Genomic DNA, 21864 nt, shown 5'->3' with positions numbered 1-21864 from the left:
CACGGCGTCGGCTGTGCGCCTGGCCGCACACAAGACGACTTGTGCACTTATGAAGTGACGATGACGGCACTGACTGCGAAGCTGCCGCAATGGCGGAACCGTTCATCGGAAGCGAGGTCGTTGCAGCAGGGGGTCTGACCAAGACGCAACTGGCAACGCGACACCATCGATTGTTCCCAGACGTATACGTCCCACGTGAAGTCGAGGTCGATGCGGAACTCCGTGCGAAAGCGGCCTGGCTATGGTCCGGACGTCGGGGCGTTGTCGGAGGATTCGCCGCGGCTGCACTCCACGGAAGCAGATGGGCAGATGGCGCGCACGTCGTCGAGCTGATTCACGGCAATCGACGGACTCCTGCCGGAATCCAAACGCATCAAGTCCGAATCGATCCGGACGAGATCGAGGTGGTAGCGGGCGTGCGCGTGACCTCCGCGGCGCGAACCGTGTTGGACTTCGGATGCTGGTACCCCACGATGACGGCGGTGGCGGGAATTGACGCGATGGCGGCGGCGGTCGATGTCAAGGCAGTAGACGTCGAAGTCCTGTTACACAGGTACGCACGGCGCAAAGGGATCATGCGAGCGCGTCTGGCATTAGACCTCTTCGACCCGGGCGCGCAGTCACCGAAAGAGTCGTGGCTGCGAGTCGTGTTGATGCAAGCCGGTTTACCTCGCCCGAAGACCCAGATTCCTGTGCGTGACGAGTTCGGCAATCCATTCGCCTACCTGGACATGGGGTGGGTGGACGCGAAGGTTGGCGTCGAGTATGACGGTGAGCAACATCGCACCGATCGGCGGCAATACACATGGGACATCCGCAGATTGGAGATGCTCGAGAGCCTCGGGTGGATCGTCGTGAGAGTCATCGCAGGAGACAGGCCTGCAGAAATCGTGAGGCGCGTTCGTGCGGCCCTGGCCCGACGTCTGTGCGTCTAGTCGCACACGAAAGCTCATACGTGCGTCTCGACGCACGCAACCTAGGCCGGGATCAGCTCCACGCCGGACAGTACGACGGTGTCTTCGCGGGCCGGTGCGGTGACGGTGGCCAGCAGTCGTCCGTCGTCCTTCCAGACGGCGGCCTTCAGCGTCTCACCGGGGAACGCCACCCCGGCGAACCGCGCCCCGTAGGAGCCGACCGCCGCGGCGTCCGCGTCGAAGAAGGCGTCGACCAACGCCTTGCAGGTCATCCCGTAGGTGCACAGGCCGTGCAGGATCGGCCGCGGAAACCCTGCAGCAGAGGCGAATTCGGGATCCGAGTGCAATGGATTGCGATCGCCGCAGAGGCGGTAGAGCAGCGCCTGCTGGGGCAGAATCGGGATGTCGAGCGAGAGGTCGGGTGACCGTTCGGGCGCCGCCGCCGAAGTCGACGGCCCGCGGTCACCCCCGAAGCCACCCTCGCCGCGGGCGAAGATCGAACGGCGCTGGGTCCACAGCAGCGTCCCGTCCGGAGCGGTCACCTCGGTTTCGGACCAGATCACCGCGGCCTTGCCCTTGTCCCAGATGTCGGTGAACCGGGTGACCGCCTTCCCCGAACCGGACGGCGGCAGCGGCCCCGGCGCGGTCACCTGTTCGCTGGCGTGCAGGACCCTGCTCAACTCTATGTCGATGCCGGGGAACTGAACAGTCGGCGGCTTGGTCATGTGAAAACTGGCCGCCACGTTGCCGAATGTTGGCAACACCTGCGGGTTGTCGTCGATCAGGTAGCGCAGCTCACGGGCATCCATCGGGTCGGCGCCGGCACCGAGGCCCAGGTGGTAGAGCTGGATATCGCTACTGCTCCAAGAGAATTCGATGGGGTCAAGCGTGGCGTTCAGTGCGACGTCAGGATCGATCGGCATGATCTAGGCCCCTCCGGCTGCGGAATCAGAAATGTGCAGTGCGGCCAGGTAACCGAACGTCATCGCGGGGCCGATCGTACCGCCCGGTCCGGGGTAGGTGTGACCCATCACCGGAGCGCTGACATTGCCGGCCGCATAAAGGCCTTCGATGATGCTGCCGTCGTCGCGCAGGGCGCGGCCGTGCACGTCGGTGCGGATGCCGCCCTTGGTGCCCAGGTCGCCCGGCATCATCTTGGCCGCGTAGTACGGCGGATGGCTGATCTCGCCGAGGTTGGGATTCGGCTTGTTGGTCGGGTCGCCGTAGTAGCGGTCGTAGGCGCTCTCGCCGCGGTGGTAGTCGGCGTCGACGCCGGAGCGGGCGAAGCCGTTGAATCGCTCGACGGTCGCGGCGAACGCGTCGGCGGGCAGGCCGGCCTTGGCGGCCAACTCCTCCAGGGTGTCCGCCTGGATGATCACGCCCGACTCCATCCACTTGCGCGGAATACGTTGGCCCGGCTGCAATCCGGCGAAGATGTAGCGGTCGCGATACTGCTGGTCGAACACCAGCCACGCCGGAATGTTTTCTCCTGGGCCGGGGCCTTGGCCGTACTCGCCGCCGTACATGTGGTGGCACGCCTCGACGTAGGGCATGGATTCGTTCATGAATCGTTGGCCGGACATGTTGACGATAATGGAGCCAGGGGAGTTGCGCTCCGACAAGGCGAACCACGGCGCGCCGACCAGCGGGACGGTCGGGCCCCACCAGGCGTCTTCCATGATATCCAGTGCCGCACCGAGCTTTTCGGCGGCGAGGATACCGTCACCGGTGTTGGCCTTCGCGCCGACGGTCCATTCGGTGGTGATCGGCGCGCGCTGGTACTTCACCCGCATCTGCTCGTTGTGCTCGAAGCCGCCGCTGCCGAGAATGACGGCCTTGCGGGCCCTGATCAGTTGAGGCTCAGTTGCTTCCGATTGACCGGTCTCACGCACGTAGATGCCACGGACCACGCCGTCCTCGACGTAGAGGTCGGTCAGCGCGGTGTTGAGCCGCACGGGGACGCCGGCCTTCTGCAGCCCGATGCGCAGCGGCGCGATCAGCGCGCGTCCCATGCCGACGAGGTGTTTCCCTGTCGCCTTGGCCCACATCGTGCGGGCTCCGACCTTGAGGCTGCGCAGTACGCCGCGCGGGTGTCGCTTCAGCTGGTTCAGTCGCACGTAGTCCTGTTGCATCACAACGACATTGAGCGGGACCTTGCCGTAAGGGGGTTCGAGGCCGGCGAGATCTGGGCCCAGCTTCTTGGCGTTGAACGGCTTCGGCTCGATCGACCGACCGCCGGCCCGTCCGCCCGGAGCCTCCGGGTAGTAGTCGGAGTAGTTCGGCACCCAGCACATCTTCAACGGCGAGTTCTTGAGCACGAACGACAGCATCTCGGGACCGCGCTCGAGGTAGGTGTCGATGCGCTGTGCCTCGACCACATCGCCGACGATCCCGTGCAGGTAGGCGCGCGCCGCTTCGGCGGTATCCTTGACGCCGTCGCGCTGAAGGACCTCGTTGTTGGGAATCCACACACCGCCACCGGAGCGGGCGGTGGAGCCGCCGTAGTGCGGGGCTTTCTCTACGATTATAGTGCTAAGACCCCGGTGGGCGGCCGCAAGAGCAGCAACCATGCCGGCGCCGCCGCTTCCCACCACGACGACGTCGAACTCCTGAGTTGTCATGTAGAACACGTTATAGAATTGCCACGGCCGGGCGCTACCGCCCCGGTCAATCGAGTGAGGGGACTTCGGCTAAATGATCCCGGCTGCCACCCGTGTCGCGCTGGCCGCCGATCTCGCACAGGCCGAACGGAGCCGTCAGCCGATCACTCCGCTGACCGCCGGGCATCCCGAGATCGACGTCGTCGACGCGTACGAAATTCAGCTGATCAACATCCGGCAGCGGGTCGCAGAGGGCGCCCGGGTGGTCGGCCACAAAGTCGGGCTGTCGTCGCTGGCGATGCAGCAGATGATGGGAGTCGACGAACCAGACTATGGACACCTGCTCGACGAGATGCAGGTGTTCGAGGATGTCCCCGTGAAGTCCAACCGCTTTCTCTACCCGCGGGTCGAAGTCGAGGTCGGCTTCATCCTGTCCCACGACCTGCCGGGCGCGAACTGCACCGAAGAGGACGTCCTTAATGCAACCGAGGCGTTCGTGCCGTCCATCGAGCTGATCGACACCCGGATCACCGACTGGAAGATCGCGCTCTGCGACACCATTGCCGACAACGCGTCGTCGGCGGGTTTCGTGCTGGGTGAAGCCCGGGTCGCACCGTCCGACATCGACATCAAGTCGATCGATGCCGTGCTGACCAACAACGGCGAGGTGGTGGCCGAGGGCCGCAGCGACGCGGTGCTCGGTAATCCGGCCACCGCGGTGGCGTGGTTGTCCCGCAAGGTGGAAAGCTTCGGAGTACGACTGCGAAAAGGTGACATCGTCTTGCCCGGTTCGTGCACACGAGCGATCGACGCACCTGCCGGCAGCAACTTCGTCGCCGATTTCGCGGGCCTCGGGTCCGTCCGATTGTCTTTCGAGTAAAGGAGCGTCCATGGGGTCCCAGGCCCGAACGGGAAAACTCAGTGTGGCCATCGTCGGGTCGGGCAACATCAGCACCGATCTGCTCTACAAACTGCTCCGTTCGGAGTGGCTGGAACCGCGTTGGATGGTCGGCATCGACCCGGAGAGCGAAGGCCTGGCCCGGGCCCGCAAGCTCGGGCTCGAGACCACCCACGAGGGCGTGGACTGGCTGCTTGCGCAGTCCGAGAAGCCCGACATGGTCTTCGAGGCAACCAGCGCCTACGTGCACCGCGACGCCGCGCCGAAATACGAGGCCGCCGGAATTCGGGCGATCGACCTGACGCCGGCCGCGGTCGGGCCGGCCGTGATCCCGCCGGCCAACCTGCGCGAACACCTCGACGCACCGAACGTCAACATGATCACCTGCGGTGGGCAGGCGACCATCCCGATCGTGTACGCCGTCAGCCGCGTCGTCGAGGTGCCCTACGCCGAGATCGTCGCGTCGGTGTCGTCGGTGTCGGCGGGGCCCGGAACCCGCGCCAACATCGACGAGTTCACGAAAACGACCAGCAAAGGCGTCGAGACCATCGGCGGCGCCAAGCGCGGCAAGGCGATCATCATCTTGAACCCCGCCGATCCGCCAATGATCATGCGCGACACCATCTTCTGCGCCATCCCCGAAGATGCCGACCGCGACGCGATCGCCAAGTCGATCCACGACGTCGTCGCCGAAGTGCAGACCTACGTGCCTGGCTACCGGATGCTCAACGAGCCGCAATTCGACGAGCCGTCAGTGCACTCGGGCGGCCAAGCGCTGGTCACCACCTTCGTCGAAGTCGAAGGCGCCGGCGATTACCTGCCGCCGTACGCGGGCAACCTGGACATCATGACCGCCGCGGCCACCAAGGTCGGCGAGGAAATCGCGAAGGAAACCCTCGCGGTCACAGGAGCACAAGCATGAGTACAGACATCTTCTTCAACCCGATCTGGGACGTCCGGATGACGGACACGTCCTTGCGCGACGGTTCGCACCACAAGCGTCATCAGTTCACCAAGGACGAGGTCGGCGCGATCGTGGCCGCCCTCGACAATGCCGGCGTGCCGGTCATCGAGGTGACCCACGGCGACGGGCTCGGCGGATCGAGCTTCAACTACGGGTTCTCCAAGACACCCGAGCAGGAGCTGATCAAGCTCGCCGCCGACACCGCCAAAGAAGCCAAGATCGCGTTCCTGATGCTGCCCGGGGTCGGCACCAAGGAAGACATCAAAGAGGCGCAGAACAACGGCGGATCGATCTGCCGGATCGCCACCCATTGCACCGAGGCCGACGTCTCGATCCAGCACTTCGGGCTCGCCCGCGAGCTGGGCCTGGAAACGGTCGGGTTCCTGATGATGAGCCACACGATCCCCCCGGAGAAGCTGGCCGCCCAAGCCCGCATCATGGCCGACGCCGGCTGCCAATGCGTCTACGTCGTCGACTCCGCGGGCGCGCTGGTGCTCGAGGGCGTGCGCGACCGGGTGGCCGCGCTGGTCGACGAAATAGGATCGGTTGCTCAAGTTGGCTTTCATGGCCACGAGAACCTCGGACTCGGCGTGGCCAACTCCGTGGAGGCCGTGCGGGCCGGCGCCAAGCAGATAGACGGCTCCTGCCGCCGCTTCGGCGCGGGCGCGGGCAACGCGCCCGTCGAAGCGCTGATCGGGGTGTTCGACAAGATCGGCGTCAAGACCGGCATCGACTTCTTCGACATCGCCGATGCCGCCGAGGAAGTCGTCGCGCCGGCCATGCCGGCCGAGTGCCTGCTCGACCGCAACGCGTTGATCATGGGTTACTCGGGGGTCTATTCCAGCTTCCTCAAGCACGCCGTTCGCCAGTCCGAGCGCTACGGCGTCCCGGCCCACCAGTTGCTGCACCGGGCCGGTCAGCGCAAGCTGATCGGCGGCCAGGAAGACCAGCTCATCGACATCGCGCTGGAGATCAAGCGCGAGCAGGAAAGCGCCTCGAAATAGTCTGAGCCAACGCACAGGCTGCCCATAGCTGTCGCGAGTAGCGTCGCGGCCATGAGTACGTCATTCACGTGGGCCGGCCGGCTGGCCGGCGGGCTCGCCGCCGCTGCCGCGGCGACAATGATTGCGTTGCCAGTGGCCGACGCGGCCTGTGATCAGACGGTCGGCAACTCCATCGACTCCTACCTGCAGCGGCATCCCGACCTACACCAGCAGCTGCAGTCCAAATCCAAGGCCGAGGGCGGTAACGGCACCGTCCTCGACTACCTGAATCGGCATCCGGACGTTCGGCAGCACTTGATCGACCTGTCGCAGCAGTGCGCGCCGTAGTGACTCCGCGTCGTCGGTGAACGCAGCCGAGGTTTCGAGCCCAGCTCCTCCTCACGCCGTTCCGGCGCGCATCGTCGCTGCGCGGATGTTCGCTTGTTGACGAAAACTAGAACACGTTCTAGCGTCGATACGTGTCCACCCCCCTCTTTTCTGAGCCGCTTGTCTCTGCCATCGCCGAGTCCGAGAAACTAGTCGCCGCCGCACCGCATATCGAGACCGAAGCCGACCTGCTCGAGGGGCTTCAATATCTGGCCGGTTGCGTGGCCGCGTGCACCCACATGGTCTTCGACTACGACCGCGACCATCCCGTGCTGCTTTCCGGCACCGGGCCCTACACCAAGATGGGTCTGGACAACCCGGACACGCTCTACTTTGGGTGCCGCGTGCAGCCGAACCACGACTACACGGTCACCGGCATTCGCGGCACCACCACCGACCTGAGCTTCCAACTGCTCGGCGGTGAGTACACCGACGACAATGTGCCGGCCAGCCAGGCCGCGTTCGACGACCGCGAACTCGACATCGCCGCGGACGGCAGCTTTCAGTGGCAGGTCCGGCCAACCAGCCCAGGTCAATTGGTGATCCGCGAGGTCTACGGCGACTGGGCCGCGCAGCGGGGCACGCTGTCCATCTCGCGGTCGGACACCGTCGGCACCGCGCCGCCCCCGCTGACGCGCGCGACGATCGAAAAGCGTTACAGCGTAGCGGGAAAGCAGTTGGTCAACCGGATCAAGACCTGGCTGCAGTTTCCGCAGTGGTTCTACCTGGATCTGCCGGTCAACACGATGGTCGCGCCGCGCCTGACCCCCGGCGGCTTGGCGACGCAGTACTCGTCGGTCGGTCACTTCGAGCTCAAGCCCGACGAGGCTCTGGTGATCACCGTGCCGGTGAGCGACGCGCCCTACCTCGGCTTCCAGCTGGGCAGCCTGTGGTACATCTCGCTGGACTACATCAACCACCAGACGTCGCTGAACAACACTCAGGCTCAAGCGGATCCGGACGGCAAGGTCCGCATCGTGGTCTCCGATCAGAACCCCGGCGTCACCAACTGGGTCGAAACGGTGGGCCATCGACGTGGCTTCCTGCAGTTCCGCTGGCAGCGGGTGTCGCGTGAACTCACCGAGGCTGACGGCCCCACGGTCGAGCTCGTCAACATCGACAAGCTCCCGGGCGCCTTGCCCCACTACGAGCACAATAAGATCACCGAAGAAGACTGGCGTACACGAATCGCGTTGCGCCAACAGCAAATTGCAGCAAGGATGCTGGGGTAACAATGACGGGACTGCTCGACAAAAAAGTCATCGTGATCAGCGGGGTGGGGCCGGGGCTCGGCACCACGCTGGCGCAGCGATGCGCGAAAGACGGAGCGGAGTTGGTCTTGGCGGCCCGCACGGTCGAGCGATTGGAAGATCTCGCCAAGCAACTCGGCGACGCCGGGCACAAGGCGCTGGCGGTTCGCGCCGACATCACCGAGGACGACGACGTCGCCGCTCTGGTGGAGTCGACGACGTCGAACTTCGGCAAGGTGGACGTGCTGATCAACAACGCGTTTCGGGTGCCCTCCATGAAACCGTTGGCCGGCACCAGTTTCCAGCACATCCGCGATGCGATCGAGCTCAGCGCGCTGGGCGCGCTGCGCCTCATCCAGGCCTTCACCCCGGCACTGGAGGAGGCGAACGGCTCGATTGTCAACGTCAACTCGATGGTGCTGAGGCACTCGCAAGCGAAATACGGCGCCTACAAGATGGCCAAGTCCGCGCTGCTGTCGATGTCGCAGTCGCTGGCCACCGAGCTCGGCGAGAAGGGTATTCGCGTGAACTCCGTTGCACCCGGCTATATCTGGGGTGAAACGCTACAGGCCTACTTCGAGCATCAGGCCGGCAAATACGGCACCACCGCCGACCAGATCTACCAGGCCACCGCGGCCAACTCCGACCTCAAGCGTTTGCCGACCGAGGACGAGGTGGCGTCGGCGATCATGTTCCTGGCCAGTGACTTGTCCAGCGGCATCACCGGACAGACGCTGGACGTCAACTGCGGTGAGTACCACAACTAGCCGCCGCCGACGCGGCAGTGGGGGCACCTCCCGGCCGCGCAGCGGCGAGGGGGACGCAGCGATGAGGAGGAAGCGGCGAATTGACGCCTGAACGCACCGACATTGCCACAGTCGAGGAGTTGCACGCCTCGGCGACCAAGCTGACCGGGCTCGACGACTTCGGCGTCGACGACGACAACTACCGCGAAGCGCTCGGCGTGCTGCTGGACTCCTATCGGCAGGAAGCCGGCCTAACGCCGTTGGGCAGCAAGATGAATCGTTTCTTCTTGCGTGGCGCGCTGGTGGCCAGGCTGTTGTCGGAGTCGGCGTGGAAGCAATATCCGCAGCATGCCGACGTCGAGATCAAGCGGCCCATCTTCGTCACCGGTCTGGTTCGCACTGGGACCACGGCGCTGCACAGGCTGCTCGGCGCCGACCCGGCGCACCAGGGTCTGCACATGTGGCTGGCGGAGTTCCCGCAGCCGCGGCCGCCGCGCGACACCTGGGACTCGCATCCGCTGTATCGCCAACTCGACGACCAGTTCAATCAGCATCACCAGGACAACCCGGGCTACACCGGCTTGCACTTCATGGCCGCCTACGAGCTCGAGGAATGCTGGCAGCTGCTGCGCCAGTCGCTGCACTCGGTGTCCTACGAGACGCTGGCGCACCTGCCCAGCTACTCAAAGTGGTTGTCGCAGCAGGACTGGACGCCGGCGTATCAGCGTCACCGTAAGAACCTTCAGCTGATCGGGCTCAACGACACCGACAAGCGGTGGGTGCTGAAAAACCCGAGTCACCTGTTCGCTCTCGACGCGCTGATGGCGACTTATCCTGACGCGCTGGTGATTCAGACGCACCGGCCGGTCGAGACCATCATGGCGTCGATGTGCTCGCTGGCCCAGCACACGACCGAAGGATGGTCGACGACCTATGTCGGCTCGCAAATCGGGGCTGACTCAATGGAAACCTGGTCACGCGGTCTCGAGCGGTTCAATAGCGCTCGCGCCAAATACAACCCGGGCCAGTTCTATGACGTCGAGTACCGCGAGTTCATCGCCGATCCGATCGGCACGGTGGCCGACATTTACCGCCACTTCGACATTCGGCTGACTGATGAGGCGCAGCAGGCGATGGAAAAGAGCCATGCCGAAAGTCAAAGCGGCGAACGGGCTCCCAAGCATAAGTACTCTCTGGATGACTATGGGCTGACCGCCGACGAAGTCAAGGAGCGCTTCGCCGGGCTGTGATCGCTAGCCGTCGCCAGGCGGAGTAGCGGTCGACGCCGCTTCCAAACAGCCCTCGGCGACCGCGTGTTCGATGCTGTCGGCGAGCTTTGGACAGGCCCGCGTCCGCGCACTGGGTTCGCCGTTGGCGCGTACCTCGGCGAAATAGGCGCAGCGCTGCGATGCGTCGTTATTCCATTGCACCGCAGTGTGTCCGGGGCCTAGGCGCTTGACACTAACGGTGGCATGGCAGAACCGGCAGTCCACCGGCTGCAGGCCCGACGTCAGGTAGCGAGTCTTATCGGCCTGAGTGGCCGCCTGTACCGCGGCAGCTCGATCCGGATCGCTGGCGAAATTCGGTGCCTTCGACCAGGTTCCGCCACCGTTGCCCGTCGGGGCTGGCTCCTCGTGGTCGTGGTGATCACCATGGAGCATCAACATCGACCGAGCTAACCGATCGACATCGGGCGGCTGGTCGGAGTGGCTCATGTCGCGGGTTGCTCGGTCTTTTCTTCTTCGGCCTGCTTCTGCAGGTTCTCGTCGACTTCGACATGCCACTTCTCGTTGGCGATGGTGGTGTCCACCTCGATCTCGAAGCGATCCGTCATGTCCGGCGTGACGTCGGCGACGTCGACGTAAAACTGCTGGTACCAACGACGCATCTGGTACACCGCGCCGTCTTCCTCGACCAGCAACGGGTTGTCGATGCGGGTCTTGTGCTTCCAAATCTCGACGTCCTGCAGGAAGCCCTTGCTGACACCTTCGGTGAAGACGTCGGCGAGCTTGTTGGTCATCTTTTCGTCCAAGCCCTTGGGCTTTTCGACGATGACGCCCCACTGCAGCACAAACGAGTTCTGCGTTACCGGGTAGTGGCAGTTGATCAGGATCGACTCGGCTTTGTAGTCGCCGTACTTGTTGTGCAGCCAGTTGATCATGAACGACGGGCCGAAATAGGACGCCTCCGAATCCAGGTGTGCCTCACCGTATGAGGTGCCCAGGTCGTTGACGTCGGGCCGCCCTACGTTGTGCAGATACTGCGACGCGATGTGGCCCTCGAAGACGTTCTTGAAGTACGTCGGCAGACCGAAGTGGATGTAGAAGAAGTGCGCCATGTCGGTGACGTTGTCGATGATGTCCCGACAGTTGGAGCCCTCGATCAGGATCGAATTCCACCGCCATTCGGTCCACTCGTCGCTGGCTGCCTCGGGGATCTCCGGGATCTGCACCTCGGGCTGCGGTGGGTTGCCCTCGTGGTCGTGCCAGACGAACAACAGACCGCCGCGGACGTCGGTGTGCCAGGACCGGGTCCGGGCCAGCCGAGGGGTGCGCTTGGCGTAGGGAACCAGCTTGCATTTGCCGTCGCCCCCCCAGCGCCAGTCGTGGAACGGGCAGGCGACCTCGTCGCCCTTGATGGTGCCTTGCGCCAGGTTGCCACCCATGTGGCGGCAGTAGCCGTCGAGGACGTGTACGTCGCCGTGTGAATCGGCGAACACGACGAGGTGGGTGCCGAACGCCTCGATCCCGTGCGGTTCGCCGTCCTGGTAGTCCTTGACCGGGCCAAGGCAGTGCCAACCGCGGGCATAGCGGTCGGGCAGGGTGCCGGCGTCGATCTCGCGAACTTCGGCGGTGTCGGTAGCCATCAGGCCTCCACGGTTATCGGGCTTCTAACTAGAACACGTTACAGTTTTGGTCCCGGATCGCGCAACGACGGGGACATTTACGGCTGGTCAATGTGGCATCACTGCCGGTTACCCGGCCTGCGGTATATCTGAACGATGCCGCTGTTTTCCTTTGAAGGCCGATCGCCGCGGGTCGATCCCACCGCCTTCGTTGCTCCTACCGCGACTCTGATCGGCGATGTGACGGTCGAAGCCGGTGCGTCGGTGTGGTTCAACACCGTGCTGCGCGCCGACTACGGGCCGGTGATCGTCCGCGAGGGCGCAAATGTGCAGGACGGTTCGGTGCTGCACTCGCCGCCGGGCATTCCCGTCGACATCGGTCCCGGTGCGACCGTGGCGCACATGTGCATCATCCACGGCGCCCGCATCGGCGCGGAGGCGCTGATCGCCAACCACGCCACCGTGCTCGACGGCGCGGTGATCGGTGCCCGGAGCCTGGTCGCGGCGGGCGCGCTGGTGACCGGCGGCACCAAGATTCCGGCCGAGGTACTGGTGGTCGGGGCGCCGGCCACCGTCAAGGGGCCGATCGCGGGAACCGGTGCGGAGATGTGGGTGAAGGTGAACCCGAAGGCGTACCAGGATCTCGCTCAGCGTTATCTGACTGGGCTAGAGCCGATTTAGCGTTCTGGACGCATACGATTATGCGCCGCAACAGTTTTAGGCCTGTCGCATCCAGTCCGGTGTCACCGGGAGGCCGTTGTGATGACGGTACTCGGCGATAGCCTTGAGGTTTTTCAATTCCAGTAGGTGACCCGGTCCGAACATGTCCCAGAAGTCTCCGACCCACACCGGACGTTCGGGTGGGCTGGCATCCGGGTACGGGTTGCGCTCGTAGAACGGGTGGTGGCAATTCGTCCACAGCACCACCGAACCCGGCTTGTCCAATACGGTTTGCGCATCGACGACCCGCATCAGGTAGATCATCCACAGATGCTTGCCCTGATCCCAGGCGCAGTGATAGTCGACGGTGCGGCCCTGTTCGCTGGCCACTGTGCGGACATAGATTTCAGTCTCCGACCCCAACCGGTCGTAGGCCCGCCAGAGGCCAGGCTCGTCGGTCTCGGTAAACCCGCGCAGGCTGTAGGTCCACTCTTCCAGGCAACGGGTATCGGCCATGTAGGCGAACAGTTCATCGGGCGGGCAGTCGATGTAGTCGTTGACGGTGATGTACTGACCGAATACCTCGTCGTGCGGGTACACCGAGTGCATCATTTCCATGATGATCGGGGTGGCCTTCTCACGCGGACTGGTCTCTATCCGGGTCACCCCGGCGAGCTCGACCCCGCCGGTGCGGGTAACGATATCTTCAAGCGCAGGCAGCGACATCGGATCGATCTCCTTCGTCAGCAAAACGATCAAAAGTCTTGCAAAAGAGCAGAATTCGCTGGTAGTGCCGCAAATTACTATACACGCGTAGCTGATCTGCGCCGACGGGAAAATTAATTTTCGATCTGTTGAACCAATTGGTGTCCGGCCTCGTGGTACATGGCACAAGTGCCGTCGCGTCCGATTCGTCGCGGCCGAGTGAGTGCTGCGTTCTTCCGGAGGGCCATGAACACACGACTCGACACCCGTAGCCCTCTGAGTCGTTGGCTGACGATCGAGCTGCGCGACGTTGTGCGCCAATATCAGGTTGGCGGTCAGGCGGTGCGGGCTCTTGGTGGAGTGAGTCTTCAATTCGAAGGTGGGCAGTTCGTCTCGATCGTCGGACCATCGGGTGCGGGCAAGAGCACGATGCTGCACTTGCTGGGCGCCCTCGATTCGCCCGATTCGGGGTCGATCATGTTCGACGGTGCCGAGATCGGCCACTTGAGCGACGAGCAACGCTCCAGATTCCGTCACCATCGCGTCGGCTTCGTCTTCCAGTTCTTCAACCTGCTGCCAACGCTGTCGGCGTGGGAAAACGTGGCGGTTCCGAAACTGCTCGACGGTGTTCGTCTCGGCAGTGTCAGATCCGACGCGGTTCGCCTGTTGGACCGGGTAGGTCTTGGCGATCGGACGCAGCACCGACCGGCGGAGTTGTCGGGTGGTCAGATGCAACGGGTCGCGGTGGCCCGCGCGCTGATGATGAACCCGTCGTTGATTCTTGCCGACGAGCCAACCGGCAATCTCGACTCCGCCACGGGCACTTCGATTCTGGAGCTCTTGGCCGAAGTAGCGCACGAAGAAGGCGGCCGACGTCTGGTGGTGATGGTGACCCACAATCCAGACGCCGCGGCGACGACGGATCGCGTCATCACCCTGCAAGACGGACGCATCGGTTCCGACGAGCTGTCCCGGGTGCGGAGATGAGCCCAGGCTCGGCGATCGCCGCGTCGGCCAGCCGGCTGCGCGTGTTCAGCCTGCGTGAGCTTGTCGTGCACCGGCGTCGCACCGCCGCTTCGGTTGCCGTGATGGCGGTTTCGGCGATGTACCTGGTGGCGGTCATCGGGATCTTCGGGTCGATCACCGGGTCGGTGAACCGCCTGGCCGAAGGGATCGCAGGGATCGCCGCGCTGGAAGTTTCGGGTATCACCGACGCGGGCTTTCCCGACACCGTCGCGGCCGACGTCGCCGCGGTGCCCGGGGTGGCGACCGCCGCTCCGATGATTCGCACCACGACGTCCACGCCGACGGGCCCTGTTCTGCTGTTCGGCGCGGACGCCAGCAGCGCCGAGTTGGGCGGTGCGTTGAAAGATGCCGTCCGCAAACCGGTGAAGGAGCTGTCGGATAACCCCAATGGTGTTCAGGTTGGGCCCAAGGTCGGCGTTGTCAAGGGGCAGAAATTCCAGTTGGGCTCCGCCTCGGTGACGGTGACGGAGGTGCTTACCGGCAAGCAGCTTGCCGATCTCAACGGCGGCCACTATGTGCTTGCCCCACTTGCTTTGGCGCAGAACATAACCGGGCGAAAGGGGCAACTCGACTCGATCCTGATCACCACCAAGCCGCACGCCAACCTGGCCGCGGTACGCGCCGGGGTCACCGCGGCGGTGAAGGATCGGGCAATCGTCGCGGCGCCCAGTATGCGGGCGGTGCGAGCCGGTGACGGCGTCAAGCTGATGAACTACATGGCGTTGATGGGTGCCGGAGTTGCGCTGGTAGTTGGCGCGTTCCTGGTCTACACCACGATGACGATGGCGATCACCCAGCGACGCCCGGTGATCTCGATGCTGCGCGCGATCGGCGGTCGCCGCACCACCATAGTGCGCGACCTACTTGCCGAGTCTGCGCTTCTCGGTCTACTCGGTGGCGGCATTGGCTGCGCCATTGGAATAGCCATGGGCCGCATCGCGATTGGCCGACTGCCACCGGCGATCACCCAAGGTTTGGAAGCTCGGGTCGAATACTGGCTGCCCGGATACGCGATACCGGTCGCGCTGGCGTCGACGATCGCCACCGCGGTGGCGGCGTCGGCGATGGCCGCCCGGCAGGTATACAAGGTCTCGCCAATCGAAGCCCTTGCGCCGGTGGGCGTTTCGGCGGCCGACTTTGTTCCCCGTTGGCTACGAATGGCCTTTGGTATCGCGGCCGTCGCGATTTTCGCGGTGTCGATTCTCGTCGTCCTCGGCCGACGCGGCCCGTTGGCCTTCGCGGCCGTGTTCGCGCTCTTCACAGCTGAGATCGCCCTGGGTTTCGCGTTGACAGCGGTCATGGTCAAGGCCACCGCCGCGATCGCCCGGCTGTTCGGGTCGGTGGGCCCGCTGGCCGCGGCGACGATCGAGCGGGCACCGCGACGAGTGTGGGCCACCGTGATGACCGTCCTCATTGCGGTCGTCACCACCATCGTCATCACCGGTACCAACGCGGACATGATCCGTTCGGCCCGAGCCATATTCGCCCCGGTCGCGGGGGTCGATGTGTGGGTGAGCGCCGACCCGCCCGACAGCTATCCCGCCGACGCCCTGCCGCAAGACATTGCCGACAAGGTGGCCGCGGTGCCGGGTGTTCGGCGAGTCACCAAGGGCGCAGCCGGATTCGCCGAAGTCGGTGGCACCCGCGTCCTGCTCGACGGGTTCTCCTCCGGTAGTGCCGATCCGCTCTTTGCGGCGCTGACTGAGCAGGTGCGCAAGTCGGTGCTCGAAGGCCGAGGTGTCGTGCTGTCGCAAAACCTCGGCAAGACCCTGCACGTTCGGGTCGGCGACGCCCTCCAGTTGCAGACGCCGCATGGCCCGCAGCGGACGACGGTACTGGCGCTGGTCCCGTATTTCTCGACCGTCATCGGCACCGTCGGATTGGACCTCGACCACATGCGGACATGGTTCGATCGCCCGGCCGCGACGGCGTTACAGGTCACTGCGGCCGACGGTGTGGATCCGAAGCGTCTGCTCGCCGACGTCCGCCGGGTAGTGCCCGCGCCGAATTATGTGTACAGCGGCCGTACCGCGCTGTCGGGTCTCGAGGCACCGCTGCACCAGAGCATGTTCATCGCCAACGCGGTATGGATCATCGTCGTATTCGTCGCGGCGGTAGCGCTTTTCAATACATTGACGCTTTCAGTGCTCGAGCGGCGTCGTGAAATCGGCGTGCTGCGGGCGATGGGCACCAGCCGGCGGTTCACCCTTTGGATGATCCTGGCCGAGGCGGCCGCGATCGGCATCGTCGGCGGCGTCTGCGGGCTGCTGTTCGGCCTGGCCGACCAGTGGCTCTACAGCCTGGTGAGTGCCGACATGATGAACTTCACCGTCGACTTCCGGCCGAGCCGGACGGCTCTGGTGTTCACCGTCGGCGCGCTGGCGGTCAGCTTGCTTGGATCGCTGCCGCCGGCGCGACGAGCGGCGCGGCTCAACATCATCGACGCCGTCAGCGTCGACTAAGACGACGTCAGATCAGCTGTCCGCCTCAGAGGCCGAAGAAGTCGTTTGAAACAAGAATGTCCCATAGCCCGGCGAGTGGATCGGTGAAGGGAATGGTGAACGAGCTGTTCAGCATGGGGTCCATCGAATCCATGAACGTGTTGACTGTCACGCCTTCCATGCCTAGGCCGATGGCGTTGGACACCCCGAACTGCGCCAAGTCATTCGTGCTTTCGGTTCCGGAAGTCAACACATCCGTGATGCCAAGCGACGGAATCTGCAGAATCATCGCCTCGAAATCCTGGTCAGCGTTGAACGCCCCGATGTCCGTGATGCCAAACATCGCGAGCAATGGGTCGGTGGTAAAGGTAAAGCCGTCGCCCAGGACGGTCGCGGCAGGGTCCGCCGCCGCGGGGAGGAACGCAGCGGGGTCGGCCGCAAGGGACGCAGATAGAAGGTCGGCCCCGTCGTCGGCGTTGGCAACGGGGGGCGTCGCCATTGAGGTGAGTCCGGCGGCGAGAAAGGCACCGGCGGTGCCGAGAACGAGTGTCATAGCGCGAGCACTCATCGGAAACTCCAATCGAGAGTGTGATTTATGTCACTTCTGCATGCCCTGAGGAGATGCCCAAAGAAACCTGAGCGCTAAACCCAGGAAGAGTGAGTAGATCCTGTGGGACATATTGGAGACACGGGTGGTGCATGAACTGAAGCTTAACGATACCTGAATAAGAGATGAACAAAAGATAACGGTCGTGCAACGGGGTGAACCCGCCACGTTTCACGCATTCTGGCCGATGACCGTGGCGAATCCTTGTAGGTGAGGGGTGCATGGCGGCGGCACCAGGGTGCGCCGAATCCGGCGCAAACCGGCGGTGTCGAACCCGGCGGCGCTGATGGCGTCGACGGTTCGGCGATTCGGCTCGCACCCAGACGCCAGCCACGACCATGGTCGGGCGATCAGGTCCTGGAACCGGCCCATCAAGCCTTCGCCGCGGACGTGCTCGAGCACGACCAGCCTGCCGCCGGGCGCCAGGACCCGCCGGATTTCGGCGAGGGTGGCGTCGACGTCGTCGACCGAGCACAACACCAAACCGATGTGCACCGAGTCAAAGCTGTTGTCTCCGAACGGGATTGATTCACCGATCCCGTCGACGATGTCGGCCTCGATGCCGTGGCGCCGTGCCAGCGCGGTGGCCATCCGGCGCATTGCCGCTTCGGGTTCCACCGCAGCCACCGAGGTCACCGTCGCGGGGAGAAACAGCAGATCCGTTCCGGGACCAAGGCCCACCATCAGTAGCCGCCCGAACGCGTGGGCCATCGCCTCGCGCCGATAGCGGCGATAGAACAGCCGGTCGAAGAGCGGCATGCCGAGTCGGTAGAGATACGGGAACAGCGGATTACGGCGCGCCATGACCCTTCCCTACATTGCCCAGATCCATCCGGAATGGCGGGTATTCGTCGCGCATCATCGAGACATACACGGCAACCCGATAACGCCACCTGACGATGCCGAGCAGCAGATCGAACATGCCCGTGTTGATCGTGCCTTCGCACACCAGCCACACCGCATTTGCGACGCACAGCAGCTGCAGGAACGGCTCCAGCGACCAGCAGAGGAGTATCTGCGGCAGGCCCAGGAGCCAGCGCGTCAACAGCGCGGTCCGACTCTTCGGGCCGTCGGGGTAGTCCACCTCGAGATCGGCGGGGTAGTCCGGTTGCGACGCCAGGGTGAATGGCGGGTACCTGTCGGTGCTGTTCATCGGGAAGCGATAGTTCATCAGCCGCCACGACCAGCGCAGCACGCCGACGTTGAAGTCGAACAGCGGCCTCGGATAGCGCGCGGTGAACATGATCGCGACACCGGCGGCGATCGTCGCGAGCGGGTACAGCAGGTACAGAACGATCAGGATGGGGTAGTGCGGCACCGCGAGTACACACCACTTGAAAAGACAGCTCCAGCGTGAGGGCGCGTCGAGGTCGCTCCGTACCCGAATAGGCTCGTCCATGCCGCGGCTCCCCGGGGCGATGCGCTATAGGCCCCTTCTGGTAACGAGGCGCAGGGGCGCGCGGTTCAGATCTTGCGGGCGCTCGCGGTGGCTTGGTCGAGTTCCCAGAATGCGCGCAGCGCCAGCATCCTGCCGTCGCCGTCGGCCTTGTACGTGAAGACGCCTTCGGCGGTGACCTGATGCCCGGCCGCGGTAATCAGGATGTGGCCGACGTTGGCTTCCTCGTTGCCGCACTGGTAGGTCTTGTCGAAGACGAACTCGATCTTGTCCGTCGGTGCAATCGCCATGTCCCAGAAGGCCGAGATAGCGTCGCGGCCGCGGTGACCCTTGCCTTCCGGATCGAAATGCGAGGGGCCGATGGGGTCTTCGACGATGGCGTCGTCGGCGAACACGGCCAGCCACGCTTCCTTGTCTCGGGCCGCTACCGCGTCGCGGGAGCGCTTACCGGCCAGGTGCGCGGGGGTGTCCTTCATTTCTGCCATCCCGAATGAATGTAGGTGTCCGCGAAACGCTTCAGCGAGTCCTTCTTCTTCTCGATCGGCGCATCGGTCCCGAGCCCGTCCAGAAGCCACGGGATGGTGATGTAGTCGGTGACCCCGATCTCGGCGAGCTCGCGATGGCCGTTCACGCCGAACTTGTCGACACAGACCGCCTGGATCTCGAAAGGCAAGTCCGCGCGGCCATATTCGGTGCGAAGCTTGTCTAGTTTGCCGATTGTCTCAGCGAGCTCCGCGTGTGTCATCATCGCGCTGGTCCACCCGTCGCCGACGCGTGCCGCTCGGCGCAGCGCCACGTCGGTGTGGCCGCCGACGTAGAACGGCACCGGCTCGGTGGGCGCCGGGCTCATCTGCAGGCGGTCGAAATCGTAGAATTCGCCGTGGAATTCGACCATGCCTCCGGCCAGCACCAGCTTGATGACCTCGATCATCTCGTCGACACGTTTGCCGCGCTTGGCGTAGGGCACCCCACACCACTCGAATTCCTCCGGAGCCCAACCGATCCCGACGCCGAAGCCGAAGCGGTTGTTAGTCAGGTTGGCTACCGAGCCGACCTGGCGGGCCAGCAGCAGCGGGTTGCGCGAACCCAACTTCATCACGTTCGTGTAGAACCGCAGCTTCGAGGTGACCGCGCCCATCGCGCCCGCCAGGATCAGCGGGTCGACCCAGGGCGACTCCTCGTCGAACATCCGCTTGCCGTCGGCGGTGTAGGGGTAGTCGACGGACTGCTTCTCGAAATAGAAGATCGAGTCCGGCAGCGCGATCGAATCGAACCCGACTTCCTCCGCGGTCTTGGCCAGCTCGATCAGTTGGTCGATCTGGCCGAACGCGATGCTGCAGGTGTACTTCACTTCTTGTCCGCTCCCACGACCCACATCGAGTAGTACTGCGAGCCGCCGCCGTAGGCGTGGCCAAGTGCCTTGCGCGCGTTGGGAACCTGGTGATCGCCGCCTTTGCCCATCACCTGGATGGCCGCCTCGGCGAACCGGATCAGGCCGGACGCACCGATCGGGTTCGACGACAGCACGCCGCCGGACGCGTTGAGCGGAATCCGTCCGCCGATCGCGGTTTCACCGGCCTCGGTGAGCTTCCATCCCTCGCCCTCGGGCGCAAATCCCAAGTTCTCCAACCACATCGGCTCGAACCAGGAGAACGGCACGTAGATCTCCGCGGCGTCGATCTCGTCGATCGGGCTGGTGATGCCGGCCGCTTTCCACAACGCCTTGGCGGCATCGCGTCCCGCTTGCGGGTTGACTTGGTCGCGCCCGGAGTAGGCCAGCGGTTCGGTGCGCAACGCGGTGGCATGAATCCAGGCCACCGGATGACCGTCGGCAACTCGTGTGTCGGCGATGTCCTCGTTACCGATCACCACCGCGCAGGCGCCGTCGGATGACGGGCAGGTCTCGTCGAATCGGATCGGGTCCCACAGCATCTGCGACGACATCACCTTGTCCACCGTGATGTCGGGTTGATGCAGGTGCGCCAGCGGATTCTTAGCTCCGTTGAGTCGGTCCTTGACCGCGACCATGGCACCGATGTGCGTCGGCGCGCCCGATCGGCGGATGTAGGAGCGCACGTGCGGTGCGAAGTAGCCGCCGGCACCCGCGCCCACCGGCTTGGTGAACGGCACCGGAATGCTCAACGCCCACATGGCATTCGACTCGGACTGCTTCTCCCACGCCATCGCCAGCACCCGCCGGTACTTGCCCGACTGCACCAGGCTGGCCGCCACCACACCGGTCGACCCGCCGACCGACCCGGCGGTGTGCACCCGGATCAGCGGCTTGTTGGTCGCACCCACGGCGTCGGCCATGAACAGCTCCGGCATCATGACGCCCTCGAAGAAGTCGGGGGCCTTGCCGACCACCACCGCGTCGATGTCGTCCATGGTCGACCCGGAGTCGGCCAGCGCCTTGTCGATGGCCTCGCGAACCAGACCGTTCATCGACACGTCCTGGCGCTTGGCAACGTACTTCGTCTGGCCGGTGCCGAGCACCGCAGCCAACTGGCCCGCCATGGTTATTTCCCTTCCAGCACGGCGACGAGATTCTGTTGCAGGGCCGGGCCGCTGGTCGCGTGAGCGAGCACCCGGTTTGCCGAACCATCGAAAATGTGTTGCGCCGCAAAGCCGATGCGCTCCAGTCCGGCGGAGAACATCGGGTTGGCGGCCAGCGCGCCGCCCGACGGGTTGATCTTCGTCGACGACGGCAGGCCGATCGCCTCGGTCAGGATCAACTGCTGATGGGTAAACGGCGCATAGATCTCGGCGATTTCGATCGAGCCGGCATCCCCGCCGGTCGCGGCCTTGGCCGAGGCCTGCGTCGACGGTGAGGTCGTCAGGTCGCGGGCGCCGAGGACCGGGGTCTCGATGCGGTGCTCGATGCCGGTGATCCACGCCGGGTTCTCGCGCAGCTCGCGGGCCTTGTCGCCGGCGGCCAGCACGATCGCCGAGGCCCCGTCGGTGATCGGCGCAATGTCATGGCGCCGTAGGGGATCCGCGAAGTACGGCCTGGCCAGCAACTCGTCGATACTCTTGGCCGGCTTCTCCGAGTCGGTGCGCTCGGACACGGCGAACGAATCCAGCGCCACCTGCGCCATCTGCTCGGCGGTCCACTTGCCGGAGTCCAGGCCGAACCGGGCCTGCAGCCCCGCCATCGACACCGAATCCGGCCACAGCGGCGCCACGGTGTACGGGTCAGTCTGCAGCGACAGCACCCGGCGCAGCGTGCCGGCCGAGGACTTGCCGAAGCCGTACACCAGCGCGGTGTCGACCTCGCCGGTGAGCAGCTTGATGTAGGCCTCGTACAGCGCCCAGGCGGCGTCCATCTCGACGTGCGACTCGTTGATCGGGGGCACCGCCCCGATCGAGTCGATCGCCGAGATGAACGAGAATGCCCGGCCCGCAAGGTAATCGCATGAGCCCGAGCACCAGAAGCCGATGT

General features: G+C 64.6%; 23 protein-coding genes. 11 read left to right on the top strand and 12 right to left on the bottom strand.

What is annotated here, in order from left to right; translation table 11 throughout:
* The first annotated feature begins 89 nt into the window (after positions 1-89).
* Entirely contained in the window at positions 90-935 is an 846-nt protein-coding gene (locus A5658_RS08150) for a DUF559 domain-containing protein (protein ID WP_067332975.1), read from the top strand.
* A gap of 41 nt (positions 936-976) precedes the next feature.
* Here A5658_RS08150 and A5658_RS08145 read toward each other — a convergent pair whose 3' ends face one another.
* Together A5658_RS08145 and kstD are read right to left on the bottom strand one after the other, a co-directional pair.
* Positions 977-1837 carry a MaoC/PaaZ C-terminal domain-containing protein gene (locus A5658_RS08145; RefSeq protein WP_067332973.1) on the bottom strand — a complete coding sequence of 287 codons (861 nt, stop codon included), beginning with the start codon at positions 1835-1837 and terminating at the stop codon, positions 977-979.
* A 3-nt stretch (positions 1838-1840) separates the two neighbouring features.
* Positions 1841-3535 (bottom strand): 3-oxosteroid 1-dehydrogenase, encoded by a 1695-nt coding sequence (gene kstD, locus A5658_RS08140; RefSeq protein ID WP_067333027.1) that lies wholly within the window; start codon positions 3533-3535, stop codon positions 1841-1843.
* Positions 3536-3608: 73 nt separating this feature from the next.
* Between kstD and A5658_RS08135 the strand changes: the two genes are divergently transcribed.
* The 7 genes from A5658_RS08135 (at position 3609) to A5658_RS08105 (ending at position 9992) form a co-directional block, all read left to right on the top strand.
* The gene (locus A5658_RS08135) at positions 3609-4394 is read left to right on the top strand and encodes a 2-keto-4-pentenoate hydratase (protein ID WP_067332971.1); all 786 of its coding nucleotides are present in this window, start codon (positions 3609-3611) and stop codon (positions 4392-4394) included.
* A gap of 10 nt (positions 4395-4404) precedes the next feature.
* Entirely contained in the window at positions 4405-5334 is a 930-nt protein-coding gene (locus tag A5658_RS08130; protein WP_067332969.1) for an acetaldehyde dehydrogenase (acetylating), read from the top strand.
* Positions 5331-6380, top strand: coding sequence for a 4-hydroxy-2-oxovalerate aldolase (dmpG, locus tag A5658_RS08125; protein WP_067332967.1), 1050 nt, complete (start codon positions 5331-5333; stop codon positions 6378-6380). Before A5658_RS08130 ends, dmpG begins: the two co-directional genes overlap by 4 nt.
* A gap of 51 nt (positions 6381-6431) precedes the next feature.
* Positions 6432-6707 carry a hypothetical protein gene (locus tag A5658_RS08120; protein ID WP_067332965.1) on the top strand — a complete coding sequence of 92 codons (276 nt, stop codon included), beginning with the start codon at positions 6432-6434 and terminating at the stop codon, positions 6705-6707.
* Positions 6708-6838: 131 nt separating this feature from the next.
* Positions 6839-7978 (top strand): hypothetical protein, encoded by a 1140-nt coding sequence (locus A5658_RS08115; RefSeq protein ID WP_067332963.1) that lies wholly within the window; start codon positions 6839-6841, stop codon positions 7976-7978.
* Between the two features lie 2 nt (positions 7979-7980).
* On the top strand, positions 7981-8763 hold the full coding sequence (locus A5658_RS08110) for an SDR family oxidoreductase (RefSeq protein ID WP_067332961.1): 783 nt from the start codon (positions 7981-7983) through the stop codon (positions 8761-8763).
* An 80-nt stretch (positions 8764-8843) separates the two neighbouring features.
* The gene (locus A5658_RS08105) at positions 8844-9992 is read left to right on the top strand and encodes a sulfotransferase (RefSeq protein ID WP_067332960.1); all 1149 of its coding nucleotides are present in this window, start codon (positions 8844-8846) and stop codon (positions 9990-9992) included.
* A 3-nt stretch (positions 9993-9995) separates the two neighbouring features.
* On the opposite strand, the gene A5658_RS08100 is transcribed toward A5658_RS08105, so the two are convergent.
* Entirely contained in the window at positions 9996-10457 is a 462-nt protein-coding gene (locus tag A5658_RS08100; RefSeq protein ID WP_067332958.1) for a hypothetical protein, read from the bottom strand.
* Positions 10454-11608 (bottom strand): Rieske 2Fe-2S domain-containing protein, encoded by a 1155-nt coding sequence (locus tag A5658_RS08095; protein ID WP_067332957.1) that lies wholly within the window; start codon positions 11606-11608, stop codon positions 10454-10456. Before A5658_RS08095 ends, A5658_RS08100 begins: the two co-directional genes overlap by 4 nt.
* A 135-nt stretch (positions 11609-11743) precedes the next feature.
* On the opposite strand from A5658_RS08095, the gene A5658_RS08090 reads away from it, so the two are divergent.
* A complete protein-coding gene (locus tag A5658_RS08090; RefSeq protein WP_067332955.1) occupies positions 11744-12268 on the top strand; it encodes a gamma carbonic anhydrase family protein in 525 nt (174 codons plus the stop codon).
* A 36-nt stretch (positions 12269-12304) separates the two neighbouring features.
* On the opposite strand, the gene A5658_RS08085 is transcribed toward A5658_RS08090, so the two are convergent.
* Positions 12305-12973 carry a hypothetical protein gene (locus tag A5658_RS08085; protein ID WP_067333026.1) on the bottom strand — a complete coding sequence of 223 codons (669 nt, stop codon included), beginning with the start codon at positions 12971-12973 and terminating at the stop codon, positions 12305-12307.
* Between the two features lie 267 nt (positions 12974-13240).
* Between A5658_RS08085 and A5658_RS08080 the strand changes: the two genes are divergently transcribed.
* Entirely contained in the window at positions 13241-13939 is a 699-nt protein-coding gene (locus A5658_RS08080) for an ABC transporter ATP-binding protein (RefSeq protein WP_067333025.1), read from the top strand.
* Positions 13936-16440 (top strand): FtsX-like permease family protein, encoded by a 2505-nt coding sequence (locus A5658_RS08075; RefSeq protein ID WP_067332953.1) that lies wholly within the window; start codon positions 13936-13938, stop codon positions 16438-16440. Before A5658_RS08080 ends, A5658_RS08075 begins: the two co-directional genes overlap by 4 nt.
* A 25-nt stretch (positions 16441-16465) precedes the next feature.
* On the opposite strand, the gene A5658_RS08070 is transcribed toward A5658_RS08075, so the two are convergent.
* From A5658_RS08070 to A5658_RS08040, 7 genes are all read right to left on the bottom strand, one after another.
* A complete protein-coding gene (locus tag A5658_RS08070; protein ID WP_067332952.1) occupies positions 16466-16972 on the bottom strand; it encodes a hypothetical protein in 507 nt (168 codons plus the stop codon).
* A 225-nt stretch (positions 16973-17197) separates the two neighbouring features.
* A complete protein-coding gene (locus A5658_RS08065) occupies positions 17198-17830 on the bottom strand; it encodes a class I SAM-dependent methyltransferase (RefSeq protein ID WP_067332950.1) in 633 nt (210 codons plus the stop codon).
* A complete protein-coding gene (locus A5658_RS08060) occupies positions 17817-18425 on the bottom strand; it encodes a DUF4389 domain-containing protein (protein ID WP_067332948.1) in 609 nt (202 codons plus the stop codon). The genes A5658_RS08065 and A5658_RS08060 overlap by 14 nt, the downstream gene beginning before the upstream one ends.
* A gap of 65 nt (positions 18426-18490) precedes the next feature.
* Positions 18491-18898, bottom strand: a complete 408-nt coding sequence (locus A5658_RS08055) for a nuclear transport factor 2 family protein (protein ID WP_067332947.1) — start codon at positions 18896-18898, stop codon at positions 18491-18493.
* The gene (locus A5658_RS08050) at positions 18895-19773 is read right to left on the bottom strand and encodes a TIGR03619 family F420-dependent LLM class oxidoreductase (protein ID WP_067332945.1); all 879 of its coding nucleotides are present in this window, start codon (positions 19771-19773) and stop codon (positions 18895-18897) included. The genes A5658_RS08055 and A5658_RS08050 overlap by 4 nt, the downstream gene beginning before the upstream one ends.
* On the bottom strand, positions 19770-20939 hold the full coding sequence (locus A5658_RS08045; protein WP_067332943.1) for a thiolase domain-containing protein: 1170 nt from the start codon (positions 20937-20939) through the stop codon (positions 19770-19772). The genes A5658_RS08050 and A5658_RS08045 overlap by 4 nt, the downstream gene beginning before the upstream one ends.
* Positions 20940-20941: 2 nt before the next feature.
* A partial coding sequence (locus A5658_RS08040; RefSeq protein ID WP_067332941.1) for a thiolase domain-containing protein occupies positions 20942-21864 on the bottom strand: 923 nt, incomplete at its 5' end.

The organism is Mycobacterium sp. 1245111.1 (assembly GCF_001673405.1).
GTDB lineage: Bacteria > Actinomycetota > Actinomycetes > Mycobacteriales > Mycobacteriaceae > Mycobacterium.
The sequence above is the reverse complement of the archived record's forward strand: the minus strand, read 5'-3'. Positions and strand labels throughout refer to the sequence as shown.

What these genes read in the sequence shown, in the direction of transcription:
- A5658_RS08135 (WP_067332971.1), top strand. Translation starts at nt 3,609, where the DNA reads ATGATCCCGGCTGCCACCCGTGTCGCGCTGGCCGCCGATCTCGCACAG.
- A5658_RS08100 (WP_067332958.1), bottom strand. Translation starts at nt 10,457, where the DNA reads ATGAGCCACTCCGACCAGCCGCCCGATGTCGATCGGTTAGCTCGGTCG.
- A5658_RS08130 (WP_067332969.1), top strand. Translation starts at nt 4,405, where the DNA reads ATGGGGTCCCAGGCCCGAACGGGAAAACTCAGTGTGGCCATCGTCGGG.
- A5658_RS08060 (WP_067332948.1), bottom strand. Translation starts at nt 18,425, where the DNA reads ATGGACGAGCCTATTCGGGTACGGAGCGACCTCGACGCGCCCTCACGC.
- kstD (WP_067333027.1), bottom strand. Translation starts at nt 3,535, where the DNA reads ATGACAACTCAGGAGTTCGACGTCGTCGTGGTGGGAAGCGGCGGCGCC.
- A5658_RS08065 (WP_067332950.1), bottom strand. Translation starts at nt 17,830, where the DNA reads ATGGCGCGCCGTAATCCGCTGTTCCCGTATCTCTACCGACTCGGCATG.
- A5658_RS08120 (WP_067332965.1), top strand. Translation starts at nt 6,432, where the DNA reads ATGAGTACGTCATTCACGTGGGCCGGCCGGCTGGCCGGCGGGCTCGCC.
- A5658_RS08075 (WP_067332953.1), top strand. Translation starts at nt 13,936, where the DNA reads ATGAGCCCAGGCTCGGCGATCGCCGCGTCGGCCAGCCGGCTGCGCGTG.
- A5658_RS08090 (WP_067332955.1), top strand. Translation starts at nt 11,744, where the DNA reads ATGCCGCTGTTTTCCTTTGAAGGCCGATCGCCGCGGGTCGATCCCACC.
- A5658_RS08045 (WP_067332943.1), bottom strand. Translation starts at nt 20,939, where the DNA reads ATGGCGGGCCAGTTGGCTGCGGTGCTCGGCACCGGCCAGACGAAGTAC.
- A5658_RS08055 (WP_067332947.1), bottom strand. Translation starts at nt 18,898, where the DNA reads ATGAAGGACACCCCCGCGCACCTGGCCGGTAAGCGCTCCCGCGACGCG.
- A5658_RS08070 (WP_067332952.1), bottom strand. Translation starts at nt 16,972, where the DNA reads ATGACACTCGTTCTCGGCACCGCCGGTGCCTTTCTCGCCGCCGGACTC.
- A5658_RS08145 (WP_067332973.1), bottom strand. Translation starts at nt 1,837, where the DNA reads ATGCCGATCGATCCTGACGTCGCACTGAACGCCACGCTTGACCCCATC.
- dmpG (WP_067332967.1), top strand. Translation starts at nt 5,331, where the DNA reads ATGAGTACAGACATCTTCTTCAACCCGATCTGGGACGTCCGGATGACG.
- A5658_RS08150 (WP_067332975.1), top strand. Translation starts at nt 90, where the DNA reads ATGGCGGAACCGTTCATCGGAAGCGAGGTCGTTGCAGCAGGGGGTCTG.
- A5658_RS08085 (WP_067333026.1), bottom strand. Translation starts at nt 12,973, where the DNA reads ATGTCGCTGCCTGCGCTTGAAGATATCGTTACCCGCACCGGCGGGGTC.
- A5658_RS08095 (WP_067332957.1), bottom strand. Translation starts at nt 11,608, where the DNA reads ATGGCTACCGACACCGCCGAAGTTCGCGAGATCGACGCCGGCACCCTG.
- A5658_RS08110 (WP_067332961.1), top strand. Translation starts at nt 7,981, where the DNA reads ATGACGGGACTGCTCGACAAAAAAGTCATCGTGATCAGCGGGGTGGGG.